General features: G+C 73.5%; 19 protein-coding genes. 16 read left to right on the top strand and 3 right to left on the bottom strand.

All coding sequences use genetic code 11. The features are described 5' to 3' along the window. The first annotated feature begins 181 nt into the window (after positions 1 to 181). From ACYVPE_RS32105 to ACYVPE_RS32050, 12 genes are all read left to right on the top strand, one after another. On the top strand, positions 182 to 1,828 hold the full coding sequence (locus ACYVPE_RS32105; RefSeq protein ID WP_461037294.1) for an acyl-CoA dehydrogenase family protein: 1,647 nt from the start codon (positions 182 to 184) through the stop codon (positions 1,826 to 1,828). 35 nt (positions 1,829 to 1,863) lie between these two features. Next, positions 1,864 to 2,475 (top strand): GNAT family N-acetyltransferase, encoded by a 612-nt coding sequence (locus ACYVPE_RS32100; protein WP_461037293.1) that lies wholly within the window; start codon positions 1,864 to 1,866, stop codon positions 2,473 to 2,475. Positions 2,476 to 2,813: 338 nt separating this feature from the next. After that, entirely contained in the window at positions 2,814 to 4,508 is a 1,695-nt protein-coding gene (locus ACYVPE_RS32095) for a nitrite/sulfite reductase (RefSeq protein ID WP_461037292.1), read from the top strand. Next, the gene (locus ACYVPE_RS32090; RefSeq protein WP_461037291.1) at positions 4,505 to 4,684 is read left to right on the top strand and encodes a hypothetical protein; all 180 of its coding nucleotides are present in this window, start codon (positions 4,505 to 4,507) and stop codon (positions 4,682 to 4,684) included. The genes ACYVPE_RS32095 and ACYVPE_RS32090 overlap by 4 nt, the downstream gene beginning before the upstream one ends. Positions 4,685 to 4,717: 33 nt before the next feature. Continuing rightward, on the top strand, positions 4,718 to 5,437 hold the full coding sequence (locus ACYVPE_RS32085) for a phosphoadenylyl-sulfate reductase (protein ID WP_461037290.1): 720 nt from the start codon (positions 4,718 to 4,720) through the stop codon (positions 5,435 to 5,437). 58 nt (positions 5,438 to 5,495) lie between these two features. Next, entirely contained in the window at positions 5,496 to 6,041 is a 546-nt protein-coding gene (gene cysC / locus ACYVPE_RS32080; protein WP_461037289.1) for an adenylyl-sulfate kinase, read from the top strand. Between the two features lie 253 nt (positions 6,042 to 6,294). Then, positions 6,295 to 7,218, top strand: coding sequence for a sulfate adenylyltransferase subunit CysD (gene cysD / locus ACYVPE_RS32075; protein ID WP_461037303.1), 924 nt, complete (start codon positions 6,295 to 6,297; stop codon positions 7,216 to 7,218). Beyond that, entirely contained in the window at positions 7,218 to 8,552 is a 1,335-nt protein-coding gene (locus ACYVPE_RS32070; RefSeq protein WP_461037288.1) for a sulfate adenylyltransferase subunit 1, read from the top strand. The genes cysD and ACYVPE_RS32070 overlap by 1 nt, the downstream gene beginning before the upstream one ends. A 167-nt stretch (positions 8,553 to 8,719) precedes the next feature. Next, positions 8,720 to 9,868: an ABC transporter substrate-binding protein gene (locus ACYVPE_RS32065; protein ID WP_461037287.1), complete on the top strand. Its 1,149-nt coding sequence runs from the start codon at positions 8,720 to 8,722 to the stop codon at positions 9,866 to 9,868. A 30-nt stretch (positions 9,869 to 9,898) separates the two neighbouring features. Further along, entirely contained in the window at positions 9,899 to 10,702 is an 804-nt protein-coding gene (locus ACYVPE_RS32060) for an ABC transporter ATP-binding protein (RefSeq protein WP_461037286.1), read from the top strand. Continuing rightward, entirely contained in the window at positions 10,689 to 11,591 is a 903-nt protein-coding gene (locus ACYVPE_RS32055; RefSeq protein WP_461037285.1) for an ABC transporter permease, read from the top strand. Before ACYVPE_RS32060 ends, ACYVPE_RS32055 begins: the two co-directional genes overlap by 14 nt. Further along, positions 11,588 to 12,388, top strand: coding sequence for a sirohydrochlorin chelatase (locus ACYVPE_RS32050; RefSeq protein WP_461037284.1), 801 nt, complete (start codon positions 11,588 to 11,590; stop codon positions 12,386 to 12,388). The genes ACYVPE_RS32055 and ACYVPE_RS32050 overlap by 4 nt, the downstream gene beginning before the upstream one ends. Here ACYVPE_RS32050 and ACYVPE_RS32045 read toward each other — a convergent pair. Next, positions 12,370 to 12,945, bottom strand: a complete 576-nt coding sequence (locus ACYVPE_RS32045; protein WP_461037283.1) for a winged helix-turn-helix domain-containing protein — start codon at positions 12,943 to 12,945, stop codon at positions 12,370 to 12,372. The two genes, ACYVPE_RS32050 and ACYVPE_RS32045, sit on opposite strands and share 19 nt — an antisense overlap. 182 nt (positions 12,946 to 13,127) lie before the next feature. After that, positions 13,128 to 13,211 carry a putative leader peptide gene (locus tag ACYVPE_RS32040; RefSeq protein WP_405378896.1) on the bottom strand — a complete coding sequence of 28 codons (84 nt, stop codon included), beginning with the start codon at positions 13,209 to 13,211 and terminating at the stop codon, positions 13,128 to 13,130. Between the two features lie 126 nt (positions 13,212 to 13,337). Here ACYVPE_RS32040 and ACYVPE_RS32035 point away from each other — a divergent pair, with 126 nt between their 5' ends. The 3 genes from ACYVPE_RS32035 (at position 13,338) to ACYVPE_RS32025 (ending at position 14,385) form a co-directional block, all read left to right on the top strand. Beyond that, the gene (locus ACYVPE_RS32035; RefSeq protein WP_461037282.1) at positions 13,338 to 13,436 is read left to right on the top strand and encodes a putative leader peptide; all 99 of its coding nucleotides are present in this window, start codon (positions 13,338 to 13,340) and stop codon (positions 13,434 to 13,436) included. A gap of 85 nt (positions 13,437 to 13,521) precedes the next feature. Then, entirely contained in the window at positions 13,522 to 13,992 is a 471-nt protein-coding gene (locus tag ACYVPE_RS32030; RefSeq protein ID WP_461037281.1) for a cysteine dioxygenase, read from the top strand. Positions 13,993 to 13,998: 6 nt separating this feature from the next. Then, positions 13,999 to 14,385 (top strand): rhodanese-like domain-containing protein, encoded by a 387-nt coding sequence (locus ACYVPE_RS32025; protein ID WP_461037280.1) that lies wholly within the window; start codon positions 13,999 to 14,001, stop codon positions 14,383 to 14,385. On the opposite strand, the gene ACYVPE_RS32020 is transcribed toward ACYVPE_RS32025, so the two are convergent. Then, positions 14,372 to 15,097 carry an alpha/beta fold hydrolase gene (locus ACYVPE_RS32020; protein WP_461037279.1) on the bottom strand — a complete coding sequence of 242 codons (726 nt, stop codon included), beginning with the start codon at positions 15,095 to 15,097 and terminating at the stop codon, positions 14,372 to 14,374. The two genes, ACYVPE_RS32025 and ACYVPE_RS32020, sit on opposite strands and share 14 nt — an antisense overlap. A 153-nt stretch (positions 15,098 to 15,250) precedes the next feature. Here ACYVPE_RS32020 and ACYVPE_RS32015 point away from each other — a divergent pair, with 153 nt between their 5' ends. Then, positions 15,251 to 16,081, top strand: a complete 831-nt coding sequence (locus ACYVPE_RS32015) for a helix-turn-helix domain-containing protein (RefSeq protein WP_461037278.1) — start codon at positions 15,251 to 15,253, stop codon at positions 16,079 to 16,081. The last annotated feature ends 401 nt before the right edge of the window (positions 16,082 to 16,482 follow it).

The following is a 16,482-nucleotide window of genomic DNA, read 5'->3' as shown; positions in this document are numbered from 1 at the left end:
TGAACCCGTCGGATGCGCCCAGGCCCGGGCGTGCGCCGGGGGCTCAGGACGGATCTCGCACACGGTATGCGATCAGTACGGACACCTCGGACACCCGCCGGGGCGCAGAGCGGGAACCGGCCATCGGCACGTGCGACCGCGGGTGGTGACGGGTCGCCGCGACCGGCCTACGGTGGGACTCATGACGCAGAGCACCCACGCGGTGACCAACCAGCCGCCGCCGCTGACGGAGTACGACGTGTTCGCCGCGGACGCCGCCCTCACCGAGGGCTTCGCCCGGCACGTCGCACCCGAGGTCGCCGACGAGGCGACCGCCGAGCTGCGCGCGCTCGGCCGCGCCGCCGGCTCGGCCGAGGCCGCCGAGTGGGGCAGGCTCGCCAACGAGCACCCGCCGGTGCTCCGCACCCACGACCGCTACGGCCACCGGATCGACGAGGTCGAGTTCCACCCGGCCTGGCACCGGCTGATGGCGCGGGCGGTGGAGGCCGGCCTCACGGACGCCGTGTCGCGCCCCAGCGGGCAGCTCCGCAGGACGGCCGGGTTCCTGGTGTGGACGCAGGTGGACTCGGGGCACGGCTGCCCGGTGTCGATGACCCACGCCGCCGTGCCGGCGCTGCGCGCCGCGCCCGAGCTGGCCGCCGTCTGGGAGCCGGCGCTGACCGCCCACGCCTATGACCCGGGGCTGCGCCCGGTGGCGGAGAAGGCGGGCGCGATCGCCGGCATGGGGATGACGGAGAAGCAGGGCGGCTCGGACGTGCGGGCCAACTCCACCCGGGCCGAGCCGCTGGCCGAGCCCGGCGCGTACGCGCTGACCGGCCACAAGTGGTTCTGCTCGGCGCCGATGTCCGACGCGTTCCTGGTGCTGGCCCAGGCGCCTGGCGGGCTCACCTGTTTCCTGCTGCCACGGGTGCTACCGGACGGCACCCGCAACACGTTCCGGATCCAGCGCCTCAAGGACAAGCTCGGCAACCACTCCAACGCCTCGTCCGAGGTGGAGTTCGACGGCACCACCGTGGCGTGGCGGGTCGGCGAGGAGGGGCGCGGGGTGCCCACCATCATCGAGATGGTGGCCGCCACCCGGCTGGACTGCGTCACCGGCTCGGCGGCGATCATGCGGCAGGCCGTGGCCCAGGCCATCCACCACTCGGCGCACCGGTCGGCGTTCGGCGGCCCGCTGATCGACAAGCCGCTGATGCGGAACGTGCTGGCCGACCTGGCGCTTGAGTCTGAGGCGGCGACGGCGCTGGCGCTGCGGCTGGCCGCGGCGCACGACGCGGCGGCGGCCGGCGTCGCGCAGGAGCGGCAGCTGCTGCGGATCGTGGTGCCGGCGGCCAAGTACTGGGTGACCAAGCGCTGCACCCCGTTGGCCGTGGAGGCCCTGGAGTGCCTGGGCGGCAACGGCTACGTGGAGGAGTCGGGGATGCCGCGGCTGCTGCGCGAGTCGCCGCTGAACTCGATCTGGGAGGGGTCCGGCAACGTCCAGGCGCTCGACGTGCTGCGGGCGTTGCAGCGCGAGCCGCAGGCGTTGAACGCGTTCCTGTCCGAGGTGGGGCGGGCGGCCGGCGCCGACCACCGGCTGGACGCCGCGATCAAGGGGGTGCTCACCGAGCTGTCCGACCTGGAGGGGATCGAGGCCCGCGCCCGCCGGCTGGTGGAGCGGATCGCGCTGGTGCTCCAGGGCGCGCTGCTGGTCCAGCACGCCCCGTCGGCGGTGGCCGACGCGTTCTGCGCGTCCCGGCTGTCGGGCGACTGGGGCGTGGCGTTCGGCACCCTGCCCGGTGCCCTCGACCTGGGGTCGATCGTAGACCGGGCCCGCCCGGCCCGGTGAGCGGGCTCCGCCGCCCGGTGTGGTGGGATGGCGGCATGAGCACGTCCCCCGCCCTGACCCGTCGCGTCGTCACCTGGTGGCTTGAGCAGACCGCGCCGACCGATCTGGTGCCGGCCGGGCGGCGGGCACCGGACGCCGGGGTGCGGGTGGCGCGGGCGGCCGTGCCGAGCCCGGAGTTCAGCCGGTTCCTGTACACGGCGGTCGGGCAGGACATCACCTGGACCGACCGGCTGGTGTGGGACCTGGCGCGGTGGCGGACGTTCCTGGAGCGGCCGGGGGTGGAGACCTGGGTGGCCTACCGGCACGACACCCCGGCCGGCTTCCTGGAGCTCGACCCGCACCCCAAAGGCCCCGAAGGAGAGGTGGAGGTCAGCTACTTCGGGCTGCTCCCGGCCTTCCGGGGGCGCGGTATCGGCGGGCTGCTGCTCGCCGAGGGGACGGCCAGGGCCTGGGACCTGGCGGAACGCTGGCCAGGGCGGCCGCCCACCCGCCGGGTCTGGGTGCACACCTGCTCCAAGGACGGCCCGCACTCTCTGGCCAACTACCGGCGCCGCGGCTTCCGGCTGTACGACACCACCGAGGCGGAGGAGCCGGTGGTCGCCACCCCGGGCCCCTGGCCGGGAGCGGCCGGTCCCACGCCCGGCTGACCGGTCAAACGTGACCACCCTCACACAGTGACCACATATTGGGACGACCCCGTCCACATCGCGGATAACGGTGGACGGGCGCGTCACCGCGTGCCACGCTGCCGTCATGTCCGCTGCTGGAATTGCCCTGGTGAGTCGGCGCCACGTCGACTTCGGTCGAATGTCCAGCGCCATCTGTCCGGCCTGGTGAGAGCCGTTTCCCGGCCGTCTCCCGCACCGCAGCACCGCCTCCTCTCCACGCGCTGACTCCCCTCGCCTCCGCGGCCGTCCGGATCATGGGCGGAGTCATCCCTGCCGTCACGCAGGCCCATCGCACCCCAGAAAGGCGCGACACCACCATGTCCGACAGCGCTGAGAAGCCTGCCGCTCCCGCCCGTCGCAAGGCCGGCCGCCACCGCGGCGAAGGCCAGTGGGCGGCCGGGCACTTCACGCCGCTCAACGGCAACGAGCAGTTCAAGAAGGACGACGACGGCCTCAACGTGCGCACCCGCATCGAGACCGTCTACGCCCAGCGCGGCTTCCAGGCCATCGACGCCCAGGACCTGCGCGGCCGGATGCGCTGGTGGGGCCTCTACACCCAGCGGCGCCCCGGCATCGACGGCGGCAAGACGGCGATCCTGGAGCCCGAGGAGCTGGACGACGAGTTCTTCATGCTGCGGGTCAGGATCGACGGCGGCCGGCTCACCACCCGCCAGCTGCGGGTGATCGGCGAGATCTCGCAGGAGTTCGCCCGCGGCACGGCAGACATCACCGACCGGCAGAACGTCCAGTACCACTGGATCCGGATCGAGGACATGCCGGAGATCTGGCGCCGCCTCGAGTCCGTCGGCCTCTCCACCACCGAGGCGTGCGGCGACACCCCGCGGGTGATCGTCGGCTCCCCGGTGGCCGGGATCGCGGCCGACGAGATCCTCGACGGCACGCCCGCCATCGAGGAGATCCACCGCCGGGTGGTGGGCAACAAGGCGTACTCGAACCTGCCGCGCAAGTTCAAGACCGCCGTCTCGGGATCGCCGCTGCTCGACGTGGCGCACGAGGTCAACGACGTGGCGTTCGTCGGCGTCGTCCACCCCGAGCACGGTCCCGGCTTCGACGTCTGGGTCGGCGGCGGGCTCTCCACCAACCCGCGAATCGGCGTCCGGCTCGGCGCCTGGGTGCCGGCCGAGGAGGTCGCCGACGTCCACGAGGCGGTCGTCTCCGTCTTCCGCGACTACGGCTACCGCCGGCTGCGCACCCGCGCCCGGCTGAAGTTCCTGGTCGCCGACTGGGGCCCGGAGCGGTTCCGCGAGGTGGTGGAGAAGGAGTACCTGCTGCGCCGGATGATCGACGGCCCGGCGCCGGCCGACCCGCCGCACGCCTGGCGCGACCACATCGGCGTACACCGGCAGAACGACGGCCGCCACTACGTGGGCTTCGCGCCCACCGTCGGCCGGGTGGACGGCACCACGCTCGCCAAGATCGCCGACCTGGCCGAGGCGCACGGCTCGGAACGGGTGCGCACCACCGTCCAGCAGAAGATGCTGATCCTCGACGTGCCGGAGGACCGGGTCGCCTCGCTCACCGAGGGGCTCGACGCGCTCGGCCTGACCGCCGAGCCCTCGGTGTTCCGGCGCGGCACCATGGCCTGCACCGGCATCGAGTTCTGCAAGCTGGCCATCGTCGAGACCAAGGCCAGGGGCGGCTGGCTGATCGAGGAGCTGGAGCGCCGGCTGCCGGAGTTCGACGAGCCGCTGACCATCAACATCAACGGCTGCCCCAACTCCTGCGCCCGCATCCAGATCGCGGACATCGGTCTCAAGGGCCAGCTGGTGGTGGACGACGAGGGGCGGCAGGTCGAAGGCTTCCAGGTGCACCTGGGCGGCTCGCTCGGCCTGGAGCCCGGCTTCGGCCGCAAGGTGCGCGGCCTGAAGGTCACCGCCGCCGGCCTGGCCGACTACGTGGAGCGGGTGCTGCGCACCTACCTCGACCAGCGGGAGCCGGGCGAGCGGTTCGCGCGGTGGGTCGCCAGGGCCGACGAGGGCGCGCTGTCGTGAGCGAGCGCGCCGCCCCGTTCTACTGCCCCTACTGCGGCGACGAGGACCTGCGCCCCAGCGAGGCCGGGCACGGCGCCTGGGAGTGCGCGGCGTGCAACCGCGCCTTCCGGCTGTCGTTCCTCGGCCTGCTGGCCCGCGGCCTGACCCGCGACGACCGAGACGACCACGACGGCTGACCTGAGGCAAGGCAGAGGAGGGGCATCGGATCCATGACCAGCACCGTCACCACCACCGAGCCGCACCGCGCCGACCGGCTTCGCGAGCTGGCCGAGCGGGCCGGCCGCGAGCTCGAGGACGCGCCGGCCCTGGAGATACTGCGCTGGGCCGCCGACGCCTTCGGGCCGCGGCTCTGCGTCACCGCCTCCATGGCGGACGCCGTCGTGGCCCATCTGGCGGCCCGCGCCAGGCCGGGCGTGGACGTCGTCTTCCTGGACACCGGCTACCACTTCCCGGAGACCATCGGCACCCGGGACGCGGTCGCCGCCGTCATGGACGTCAACGTCGTCACCCTCACGCCGCGGCGCACCGTCGCCGAGCAGGACGCCGAGTTCGGGCCCCGGCTTTACGAGCGCGACCCCGACCGCTGCTGCGCGATGCGCAAGGTCGAGGTGCTGGAGGCCGGCCTGACCGGCTACGACGCGTGGGCCACCGGGCTGCGCCGGGACGAGTCGCCGACCAGGGCCGGCACGCCGGTGGTCGGCTGGGACGCGCGACGCGGCAAGGTGAAGATCGCGCCGATAGCCCGCTGGACCGACGCGGATGTGGAAGCCTATGTCGCCGAGCACGGGGTCCTCACCAACCCGCTACTCCAGGACGGCTACGCCTCCGTGGGGTGCGCCCCCTGCACCCGCCGCACGCTGGCCGGCGAGGACGCGCGGGCGGGCCGCTGGGCCGGCCTTGGCAAGACCGAGTGCGGGCTGCACGGCTGATGCGCCCCGACGACACGTCACCCCGACGAGCAGCCGACGAGCAGGGCAGGAGCCGGAGATGAGCGACAACGGCCAGGGCGCCACCATCTGGCTCACCGGCCTGCCGAGCGCCGGCAAGACCACCATCGCCCGCGCGCTCGCCGAGCGGCTGGCGGCCGAGGGCCACCGCGCCGAGGTGCTGGACGGCGACGAGATCCGGGAGTTCCTCTCGGCGGGGCTCGGCTTCTCCCGCGAGGACCGGCACACCAACGTGCGGCGGATCGGCTTCGTCGCCGAACTCCTCGCCTCGCACGGGGTGAAGGTGCTGGTCCCGGTGATCGCGCCGTACGCGGACAGCCGCGAGGCGGTGCGCAAGCACCACCAGACCGCCGGCACCGGCTATCTGGAGGTGCACGTCGCCACGCCGGTCGAGGTGTGCTCGGAGCGCGACGTGAAAGGCCTGTACGCGCGGCAGGCGGCCGGCGAACTCTCCGGCCTCACCGGCGTGGACGACCCCTACGAGGCGCCGGCCGCCCCCGACCTGGTGATCGAGGCACACCGGGAGCAGGTCGGCGAGTCGGCGGCATCCCTGTACACCCTGCTCGTCGAGCGGGGGCTGCTTTGAACCCTCCCCCAGCTGAAGCAGGGGGATTCCTGGCTCAGGAAGCCCCGCAGGTCAACGACCGGCAAGGTCTTACTCCATCAACACCAGCCGGGACGGAACCTGCCCGGTTTGGTACGGCAAAGCTCGAAGGAACGCACTTGGCTCTCGTAACGTCCCGGTGTGCTGGCTTGGTTCTCGCTCAGCACACCGGGGAGCTTACCCGGTCATGGGGGCGCGACACGATGGCGAGCGAAGGGAGACGGGCATGGCGGGCATGACGGCGAATGTCGACACCGGCGGTCCCTACACGCTGTCCCACCTGGACGTGCTGGAGTCCGAGGCGGTGCACATCTTCCGGGAGGTGGCCGGCGAGTTCGAGCGGCCGGTGATCCTCTTCTCCGGCGGCAAGGACTCGATCGTCATGCTGCACCTGGCGCTGAAGGCGTTCGCGCCGGCGCCGCCGCCGTTCACTTTGCTGCACGTGGACACCGGGCACAACTTCCCCGAGGTGATCGCCTACCGGGACGAGGTGGTGGCCAGGCACGGGCTGCGGCTGCGTGTCGCGCACGTCCAGGAGTTCATCGACAGCGGCCGGCTGCGCGAGCGCCCCGACGGCACCCGCAACCCGCTGCAGACCGTGCCGCTGCTCGACGCCATCGAACGCAACCGCTTCGACGCGGTGTTCGGCGGCGGCCGGCGGGACGAGGAGAAGGCCCGCGCCAAGGAGCGGGTGTTCTCGCTGCGCGACGAGTTCGGCGGCTGGGACCCGCGCCGCCAGCGCCCCGAGCTGTGGCAGCTCTACAACGGCCGGCACGCGCCGGGCGAGCACGTCAGGGTCTTCCCGCTCTCCAACTGGACCGAGCTGGACGTCTGGCAGTACATCGGCCGCGAGAAGATCGACATCCCGGCGATCTACTTCGCCCACGAGCGCCCGGTGTTCCAGCGCGCCGGGATGTGGCTGGCGCCCGGCGAGTGGGGCGGGCCGCGGGACGACGAGCCGGTGGCCACCAGGCTGGTCCGCTACCGCACGGTGGGCGACATGTCCTGCACCGGCGCCGTCGACTCGGACGCCGCCACCATCGAGCAGATCATCGCCGAGATCGCCGCGTCCCGGCTCACCGAGCGCGGCGCCACCCGGGCCGACGACAAGCTGTCCGAGGCCGCCATGGAAGACCGCAAGCGGGAGGGGTACTTCTGATGACGACCGCCGCGTCGCCCGCCGAGACCTCGGCCACCTCGCTGCTGCGCTTCGCCACCGCCGGATCCGTGGACGACGGCAAGTCCACCCTGGTCGGCCGGCTGCTGCACGACTCCAAGTCGGTGCTCGCCGACCAGTTGGAGGCCGTCGAGCTGGCCTCCCGCAACCGCGGCGCCGACTCCGTCGACCTGGCACTGCTCACCGACGGGCTGCGCGCCGAGCGCGAGCAGGGCATCACCATCGACGTCGCCTACCGCTACTTCGCCACCCCGCGCCGCCGGTTCATCCTGGCCGACACCCCGGGCCACGTGCAGTACACCAGGAACATGGTGACCGGCGCCTCGACCGCCGAGCTGGCCATCATCCTGGTGGACGCGCGGCACGGGGTGGTCGAGCAGACCCGCAGGCACGCGGCGGTCGCCGCGCTGCTCCGGGTGCCCCACGTGGTGCTGGCCGTCAACAAGATGGACCTGGTCGGCTACGCCGAGCCGGTGTTCGCCACCATCGCCGCGGAGTTCACCGACTACGCCGACTCGCTCGGCGTCCCCGAGGTCACCGCGATCCCGATCTCGGCGCTGGCCGGCGACAACGTCGTCACCCCCTCGGCCACCATGGACTGGTACGGCGGCCCCACCGTCCTCGAACACCTGGAGACGGTGCCGGTCACCCACGACCCGGCTGAGGACCCGGCGCGGTTCCCCGTCCAGTACGTGATCAGGCCGCAGACCGCCGAGCACCCCGACTACCGCGGCTACGCGGGGCAGATCGCCTCCGGGGTGCTGCGGGTCGGCGAGCGGGTGGTGGTCCAGCCGTCCGGGCGGGCCAGCGTGGTGGAGCGGATCGACGCGCTCGGCCAGTCGGTCGACGTGGCCTGGGCGCCGATGTCGGTGACCCTCACCCTCGCCGACGACCTGGACATCTCGCGCGGCGACCTGATCGTGCCGGCGGCCGACGCCGCGCCGGCCAGCCAGGACGTCGACGCCACCGTCTGCCATCTGCACGACCGGCCGCTGCTCCCCGGCGCCCGGGTGCTGCTCAAGCACGGCACCCGCACGGTCAAGGCGATCGTGAAGGACATCCCGTCCCGGCTGACGCTGAACGACCTGTCGCAGCACCCGGCGCCCGGGCAGCTGGTCGCCAACGACATCGGCCGGGTCGTGGTCCGCACCGCGGAGCCGCTGGCCGTCGACGCCTACGCGGACTCCCGGGCCACCGGCTCCTTCCTGCTGATCGACCCGGCGGACGGCGCCACCCTCACGGCCGGCATGGCGGGCACCGCCTTCGCCGGCCAGCGGCCGGCGGCGGACGAGACGTCCGACGGGTGGGACTTCTGACGATGCGGATCGCGGGAGAGGTCTTCTCGACCTTCGCGAAGGAGGGCGGCCGCATAGGCAGCGGCACGCTCGGCGCGGGGCACGGCGGGATCGGGCGATGTGCGGGCTGAATCCCGCTCGTTGACCCCGTTGTTCCCAACCTTCCGCCTGCCCGAGAGGACCCTCCCATGACCGCCACCCGCACCTCCCGCCGGAGAACCGCCCGGTCGAGCCGCCGCGCGCTGACCGCCGCCCTGGCGCTGCCGCTGCTGCTCGTCGCGGCCTGCGGCTACGGCTCCGACTCGGACTCCGACGACGGCGGCTCCGCGCCGGCGCCCGACGAGTCGAGCGCCGAGGCGCTGTCGGCCGACGAGGTGACCATCGGCTACTTCGCCAACATCACCCACGCCACCGCCGTGGTCGGGCTGCGGGAGGACGGCGGCCTGATCCGCCAGGAGCTGGGCGGCACCGACGTCGCCACCCAGGTCTTCAACGCCGGCCCGTCCGCCATCGAGGCGCTGAACGCCGGCGAGGTCGACGTCACCTTCATCGGCCCCAACCCGGCGATCAACGGCTGGGCCCAGTCCGACGGCCGGAGCCTGCGGATCGTGTCGGGCGCGGCCTCCGGCGGCGCGTCGCTGGTGGTGAACCCGGACACCGTGTCGTCCCTCGACGACCTGGCGGGGGCCACGATCGCCACCCCGCAGCTCGGCAACACCCAGGACGTGGCGCTGCTCAACTACCTGGCGGACAACGGCTACGAGGTCGACCCGCAGACCGGGCGCGGCGACGTCGAGGTGGCGCGGATCCCCAACGCCGAGATCCCGGCCGCGTTCGACAGCGGCGACATCGACGGCGCCTGGGTGCCGGAGCCCACCGCGGCCAACCTGGTCAGCCGGGGCGCCGAGACCCTGCTCGACGAGGGCGAGCTGTGGGAGGACGGGCGCTACGTCGTCACCCACGTGATCGCCGCCCAGAGCTTCCTCGACGAGCACCCGGACGTGGTCGAGGCCATCGTGCGCGGCGTGGTGGAGACCAACGCCTGGATCGGCGAGAACCCCGACGAGGCCAAGGCCGGCTTCAACGCCGAGCTGGCCGCGCTGCCCGGCGGCAGCGAGCTGCCGGCCGAGGTGCTCGACCCGGCCTGGGAGAACGTCGAGTTCCTCGACGACCCGCTGGCCGGCACCCTTCAGCTCGGAGCCGAGCACGCCGTAACGGCCGGCCTGCTGGAGGAGACCGACCTCGGCGGCATCTACGACCTGTCCATCCTCAACCGGGTGCTCGCCGACGCGGGGCAGCCGGAGGTCGACGACGCCGGCCTCGGCGTGGCCGACTGACGCGCGCCGGAGCCCAGTGACCCCCAGGAGGTGACAACCATGGCCCTCACCACCACCGACAAGCGCGCCGGCGACGCCGTCGCGACCGAGTACGCCGTGCGGCTCGACCATGTCTCGAAGTCCTTCGGCCGGCCAGGCCGGCAGCAGCTGGTGCTCGACGACATCAGCCTCGACGTCGCGCCCGGGGAGTTCGTCACCCTGCTGGGGGCCTCGGGCTGCGGCAAGTCGACCCTGCTCAACCTGACCGCGGGCCTCGACGCGGCCTCCGAGGGCCGGATCTCGGTCCCCGGCGGCCGCCCGGCCCTGATGTTCCAGGAGCACGCGCTCTTCCCGTGGCTGACCGCGGGGAAGAACGTGGAGCTGGCGCTGCGGTTGCGCGGCGTGCCGAAGAACGAGCGGCGCGGCGAGGCCGAGCAGCTGCTCGCCCTGGTGCGCCTGACGGGCTCGTACGACAAGCGGGTGCACGAGCTGTCCGGCGGCATGCGGCAGCGCGTGGCGCTGGCCAGGGCGCTCGCCCAGGACAGCCAACTGCTGCTGATGGACGAGCCGTTCGCGGCGCTCGACGCCATCACCAGGGACGTGCTGCACGAGGAGCTGACCCGGATCTGGTCCGAGACCGGCGTCTCGGTCCTGTTCGTCACCCACAACGTGCGGGAGGCGGTGCGGCTCGCCCAGCGGGTCGTGCTGCTCTCCTCGCGGCCCGGCCGGATCGCGCACGAGTGGCGGGTGGAGATCCCCCAGCCGCGCCGCATCGAGGACCCCGAGGTCTCCGCGCTCTCCGTGGAGATCACCGAGCGGCTCAGGGAGGAGATCCGCCGTCATGGCCAGCAGTGACACGACCCCGCGCCCGACGGCCGGCGCCTCGGACCTCGCCGGCCTGGAGGCCGGCCTCGACGCCCTGGACAGCTCCCCTGGACAGGACCGGCAGTCGATCGGCCGGGTGGTGCTGGCCAAGGTGGTCCCGCCACTGGTCGCCGTCGCGCTGGTGCTGGCCATCTGGCAGGGCGTCTACTGGGCGGAGATCCAGCCCGACTACCTGATGCCGGGACCGCTCGACGTCTGGCGCGAGTACGAGGAGATGTGGCGGCAGGGCACCCTGTTCGAGTACATCTGGACCAGCGTCTCGCGCGGCCTCCTCGGCTTCCTGATCGCCATCGCCATCGGCACGCCGCTCGGGCTGCTCGTCGCCCGGGTGCGGCTGGTGCGGGCGGCGATCGGGCCGGTGCTGACCGGCCTCCAGTCGCTGCCCTCGGTGGCCTGGGTGCCGGCCGCGATCATCTGGTTCGGGCTCTCCAACGGCACCATCTACGCGGTGGTGCTGCTGGGCGCCGTGCCGTCCATCGCCAACGGCATCGTGGCCGGCGTCGACCAGATCCCGCCGCTCTACCTGCGGGCCGGCCGCACGCTCGGCGCCCAAGGGCTCACCAGCGTCCGGCACGTGCTGCTGCCGGCCGCGCTGCCCGGCTACCTGGCCGGCCTCAAGCAGGGGTGGGCGTTCTCCTGGCGCTCGCTGATGGCCGCCGAGCTGATCGTGCAGACCCCGAGCCTGGGCACCGGGCTCGGGCAGCTGATGGAGGGCTACCGCACGATGCAGAACATGTCGGGCGTGCTCGCCACGATCATCCTGATCCTGATCGTCGGCGTCGCGATCGACCTGCTGTTCTTCTCCCCGTTGGAGCGCCGCGTGCTGCGCGGCCGCGGCCTGCTGGTCCGCTCCTCGTGACCGCCACGCCGCCCCCGGCCCTGCTGCTCGTCGCGCACGGCAGCCGGGACCGCCGGCACGCCGCGACCGTCGCCGCGCTGGCCGCGCGGCTGCGTTCCACGGTGCGGGCGTCGCCGGCGTCCGGGCCGCGGGTGGCGGTCGGCTACCTCGACTTCGACGCGCCGCGGGTGGACGCGGCGCTCGCCGGGCTGCTCGCCCAGGGCGTGCGGCCCGTGGTGGCGGTGCCGCTGCTCGCCACCCGCGCCTTCCACGCCAAGGCCGACATCCCGGCCGTACTGCGGGAGTCGCGACGTCGGCTGCCCGGCATGACGATCCAGCAGGCCGACGTGCTCGGCCCCGACCCGCTGCTGCTGGCCGCGCTGGAACGGCGGCTCGCGGCGGTCGGCGTCCACCCCGCCGACCGGGCCGACACCGGCGTGGTGTTGGCGTCGGCCGGCTCATCGGACCCGGAGGCGATCGCGGTGTTCGCGGAAACCGCGCGGGAGTGGCGGCGCACCGGAGGTTGGTGCGCCGTGCGACCCGCGTTCGCCTCCGGCTCCCGGCCCACGACGGCGGACGCCGTCCGCGCGCTGCGCGCGGTCGGCGTCCGCCGCGTGGCCGTGGCCCCCTGTGTGATCGCGCCAGGCCGGCTCCCCGACCGGATCCTGGCCGGCGCCCGCGAGGCCGGCGCCGACGCGGTGGCCGCGCCGCTCGGCGCGGCGCCCGAGCTGGCCGAACTGCTGCTCGCGCGCCACGCCTCGGCGGTCGGCCAGGCGCTGGTCGGCGCCGGGCGACCGGGCTACGGAACGTACTTGTAGCCCACCCGGCGCACGGTGACGATCCGCTCCCGGTAGGCCTCGCCCAGCTTCCTGCGCAGCCGCGCCACGTGCACGTCCACGGTGCGCTGGTCGCCGACCGGGCCGTATCCCCAGATGGTGGCGACCAGTTGCTCCCTGGTGTACACCCGCTGCGGGTGGCCGGCGAGGTGGGCGAGTAGCTCGAACTCCAGATAGGTGAGGCGCAGCGGTTCGCCGTCCACCCGGACGGTGCGCTCCTCGGTGTCGACCACGATGCCCTTCCCGGCGGGCGCCGGCGCCGGCTCGGGAACGACCGTCGGGCTGCTCGCCCCGGCGCCGCCCGGCGCGGACAACAGCTCGGACAGCTGGCCGAGTTGGGTGCCGGCCGGGGCCAGCACGAGATAGCCGACCAGCGGCACGCCGCCGGTCGTGGCCTCCGGGACCAACGCCACGGTCACGTCGGACAGGTCGGTGAGATCGGGGAGGGCGGTGAGGTGCCGCATCATCGGCTCCCTTTCCTTGTGGGACAGGCCCTTGTCGGGGCCGAACCGGCGTACGGCGAAAGCGCTGGCGGTCATTGTCGATCGCTGCCTTTCCTGGCTGATCCACTGTTGTCGATCGTGCCGAACCTGTTTTGCGGCAGCCGAGAACAACGCTCTCGCGGGCGCGCGGTCGGACGTCACGCCGAAATCAACGGCGCATGACCGGGAAAAGGAGAGAAAAAGCGCGAAACGCGCGAAAGAGCGTCGGCCCGCTGGGCTCAGCGACCGACGGCACAGATGGCGCTGGCCTGCCGTCGAAGATCGACGTGCAGCCGCGCGACAAGAAAGTCAGCTTGACTCACGGTAGGTGAGCATGCCAGCGCGGCGGGCCACCCGTCAAGACATTCTCCGAAGGTCTCGAATACTGGACAATTCTCAGAAATAAGCTCGCTTGACCTCGGCGGGTCTGCACTGTCAATCTGGATCCCATGCCGACCGGTAAGCGCCTCTTTTCACGATGGCACGTGGACCTCGTCCGCGTGGCCAGCGCGCTGTGTCGTCGCGGCCGTCCGAGCCCTCTCGGCTGACGGTCGCGCCCGGTGTTGTGCCGTGGGCGCGGCTTCTCCCGCTGACCGCCCCACCACTCCGCAGCACACCGGAACGAGGACCACCATGACCGCGCCCGCGCCCGTCTCCGCGCCCCGTACCCCGAGCCGACTCGCCGAGACCGTGCGGTGGTTCGCCGCCCGCCCCGAACTGTGGCGCCCGCACGCGCGGTTCACCACGCCCGAGCGCTTCTACCGCCGGCTGGAGCGGTCCGCTGAGCACGAGGTCTGGCTGCTCACCTGGCTGCCTGGGCAGGGCACCGAGATCCACGACCACGGTGGTTCCTCGGGCTCCTTCGGCGTGGTCGACGGCGCCCTCACCGAGGAGACCTTCGGCCCCGACGGCGCGGCTCGCGCCCTGGCCTTCGGCGACGTGCGCCCCTTCGGCCCGCACCACATCCACCGGGTGGCCAACCGGGGGTCACGGCCGGCTGTCAGCATCCACGCCTACGCGCCGGCGCTGACCACCCAGACCTACTACGAGCAGGACGCGGCCGGCCGGCTGCGTCGACTGCGAACCGACGCGGTGGAGGACTGACCCCGAATGAGCACGACCGGCATCGACGCCCATCTGGCCGCCGCCCGCGGGACGTTCGAGCGGGTGAGCCCCGAGGAGGCGCACGCCGAGTGGCTGACCGGCGCGGTCCTGGTCGACACCAGGCCCGAGTTCCAGCGGGCGGCGCACGGCACCATCCCCGGGGCGCTGGTGATCGAGCGCAACCACCTGGAGTGGCGCTGCGACCCGTCGAGCGGCGCGCCGGTGCCGGAGGCCACCGACCGCGAGGTGCGGTGGATCGTCTTCTGCGACGAGGGCTACGCCTCCTCGCTCGCGGCGGCCTCGCTCCGCGCCATCGGCCTGCCCCGCGCCACCGACCTGGTCGGCGGCTTCCAGGCCTGGCGCCGGGCCGCTCTCCCGGTCACCCCAGCCTGAGCAGCAGCTCGGCGAGTTCGGCCGGCGCGGTGATCATGCAGTCGTGGCCGGCGGCCAGCTCCCACACCCGCGCCGGCTCGCCGTTCGGCTGGACGGCGGGCACGGGGCGCCGGACGAAGCCGGCCGGCTGGCCCACCACGCAGTGGATGTAGGTCCTGGGGATCGCGTCCGCGGCCGGGTCGACCAGGCGGACGGGCTGGGTGAGGCAGCGCACCGACTGGTCGGAGAGCCGGGCCCGCAACCAGGCGACGTCCACCGGGTCAGTCACCCCGAACAGCCCCGTGGGCGGCGGCAGTTCGGGGAGCGGCGGCACCCGCCAGTCGGCCTCGGAGGTCAGGGCGCGGTCGATCACCGCCCGCGTCATGGGCATCACGTCGACCGCGCTCTCGCCGTCCTGGGGCACCATCGCGTCGAGATGGACCAGCTCCGCGATCCGGCCCGGGACCCGGTCGGCCGCGCCGGAGACGACCATGCCGGCGTAGCTGTGGCCCACGAGTATCACCTCGGTGAGGTCCTGCTCGGTGACCAGCCGGACGACGTCCTCGACATGGGTGTCGAGCCCCACCTCACGGCCGAGCAGATGAGCCAGTTCGCCATGGCCGGTCAACGAGGGCGCGACCACCCGGTGCCCGGCCGCCGCCAACCGCGGGACCACCCGCTCCCAGCACCATCCGCCGTGCCAGGCGCCGTGCACCAGTAGATACGTCGACATGTCTCATCGCTCCTCGCCGTGCTCGTCCGGGCTTCCCCGCTTCCCGCTTCCCCGGTCACGCTGCCGCCCGGCCCACGGCACAGCCAGGACCCCCGCGATCCTGGGGGCGACAGGGCCAGGCACGGGGCCGTCCCGGCGAACTACCGTGGTGACATGACCGAGGCGACGAACCCGCTGGGCGACTACGTGCGCGCCCGCCGCGAGCTCGTCACCCCTGACCAGGCCGGCATCCCGGTCGCCGGCCCCCGGCGGGTGCCCGGACTGCGCCGCGAGGAGGTCGCGATGCTGGCCGGCATCAGCGCCGACTACTACCTGCGGCTGGAACAGGGCCGCGATCGCCACCCCTCCGTCCAGGTCCTCGAATCCCTGGCCCGCGCGCTGCGGCTCGACGACGACGCGACGGAACACCTGCTGCGCCTCGGCAACGACCGCCCACGGCGCCGGCGGCGCCGCCCCAGGAAGGAGACGGTCCCGCCGGGCATCGCGGCCCTGGTCGCCACCCTCCCGCTGCCGGCCCACGTCGAGGGCCGCTACCTCGACGTCCTCGCCGCCAACCCCCTGGCGACCGCGCTCTCCCCCCGCCTGGCACCGGGCGCCAACCGCCTGCGGGACGCCTTCCTCGACCTCGCCGAGCGCGACCTCCACCCGGACTGGGAGACCGCGACCGCGGACCTCGTCGCCGGCTTCCGCGACTCCGTCGGCACCGACACGGACGACCCCCGCTTCATCGACCTGGTCGGCGAACTCTCCCTCGCCAGCCCCCGCTTCAGCCGCCTCTGGGCCCGCCACGACGTCCGGGGCTGCGGGGGCGCTCCGCTACGGCTGGACCACCCCCAACTCGGCGCCCTCCTCCTGAACCGCGAACGCCTCGCGATCAGCGGCGCGCCGGGCCAGACCCTCGTCATCCACCACCCGAACGCGGACGCCACCAGCGCGGACAAGCTGACACTCCTCACAGCGACGCTGCGCCCGCCGACGGCCTGAGGGGTTCCTCCCCACCCACCCGCCCTTTGTTCCGCGCTGCGCGCGGGAGAGCCCTAACGGGCCCTTTCCCCACCCACCCGCCCTTTCCCGCGCTCCGCGCGGGAGGGGCCCGGGAAGCCCGTTTCGGCGCTCCGCGCCGGAACGACGGGCTTCGCCGGGCCGTTGGCCCGGGGCCCGAGGGCGGCTCCGCCGCGGGGCCCTTCGGGCCATGGGCCCGTTGCCGCGCGCAGCGCGGACGCCCCCACTTCGGCGCTCCGCGCCGAAGGAACGGGCTTCGCCAAGCCCAAGGCAGCTGCGCTGCCGGGCCCGGAGGGCCGAGGCGGCTCGCCGCCCGGCCCTCCGGGCCACGGGCCACCCCGCGCGCAGCGCGGAACAAAGGGCGGGTGGGTGGGGGAAAACCC

This window comes from Streptomyces mayteni (assembly GCF_054783955.1).
This window is presented reverse-complemented; position numbering and strand designations above follow the sequence as displayed.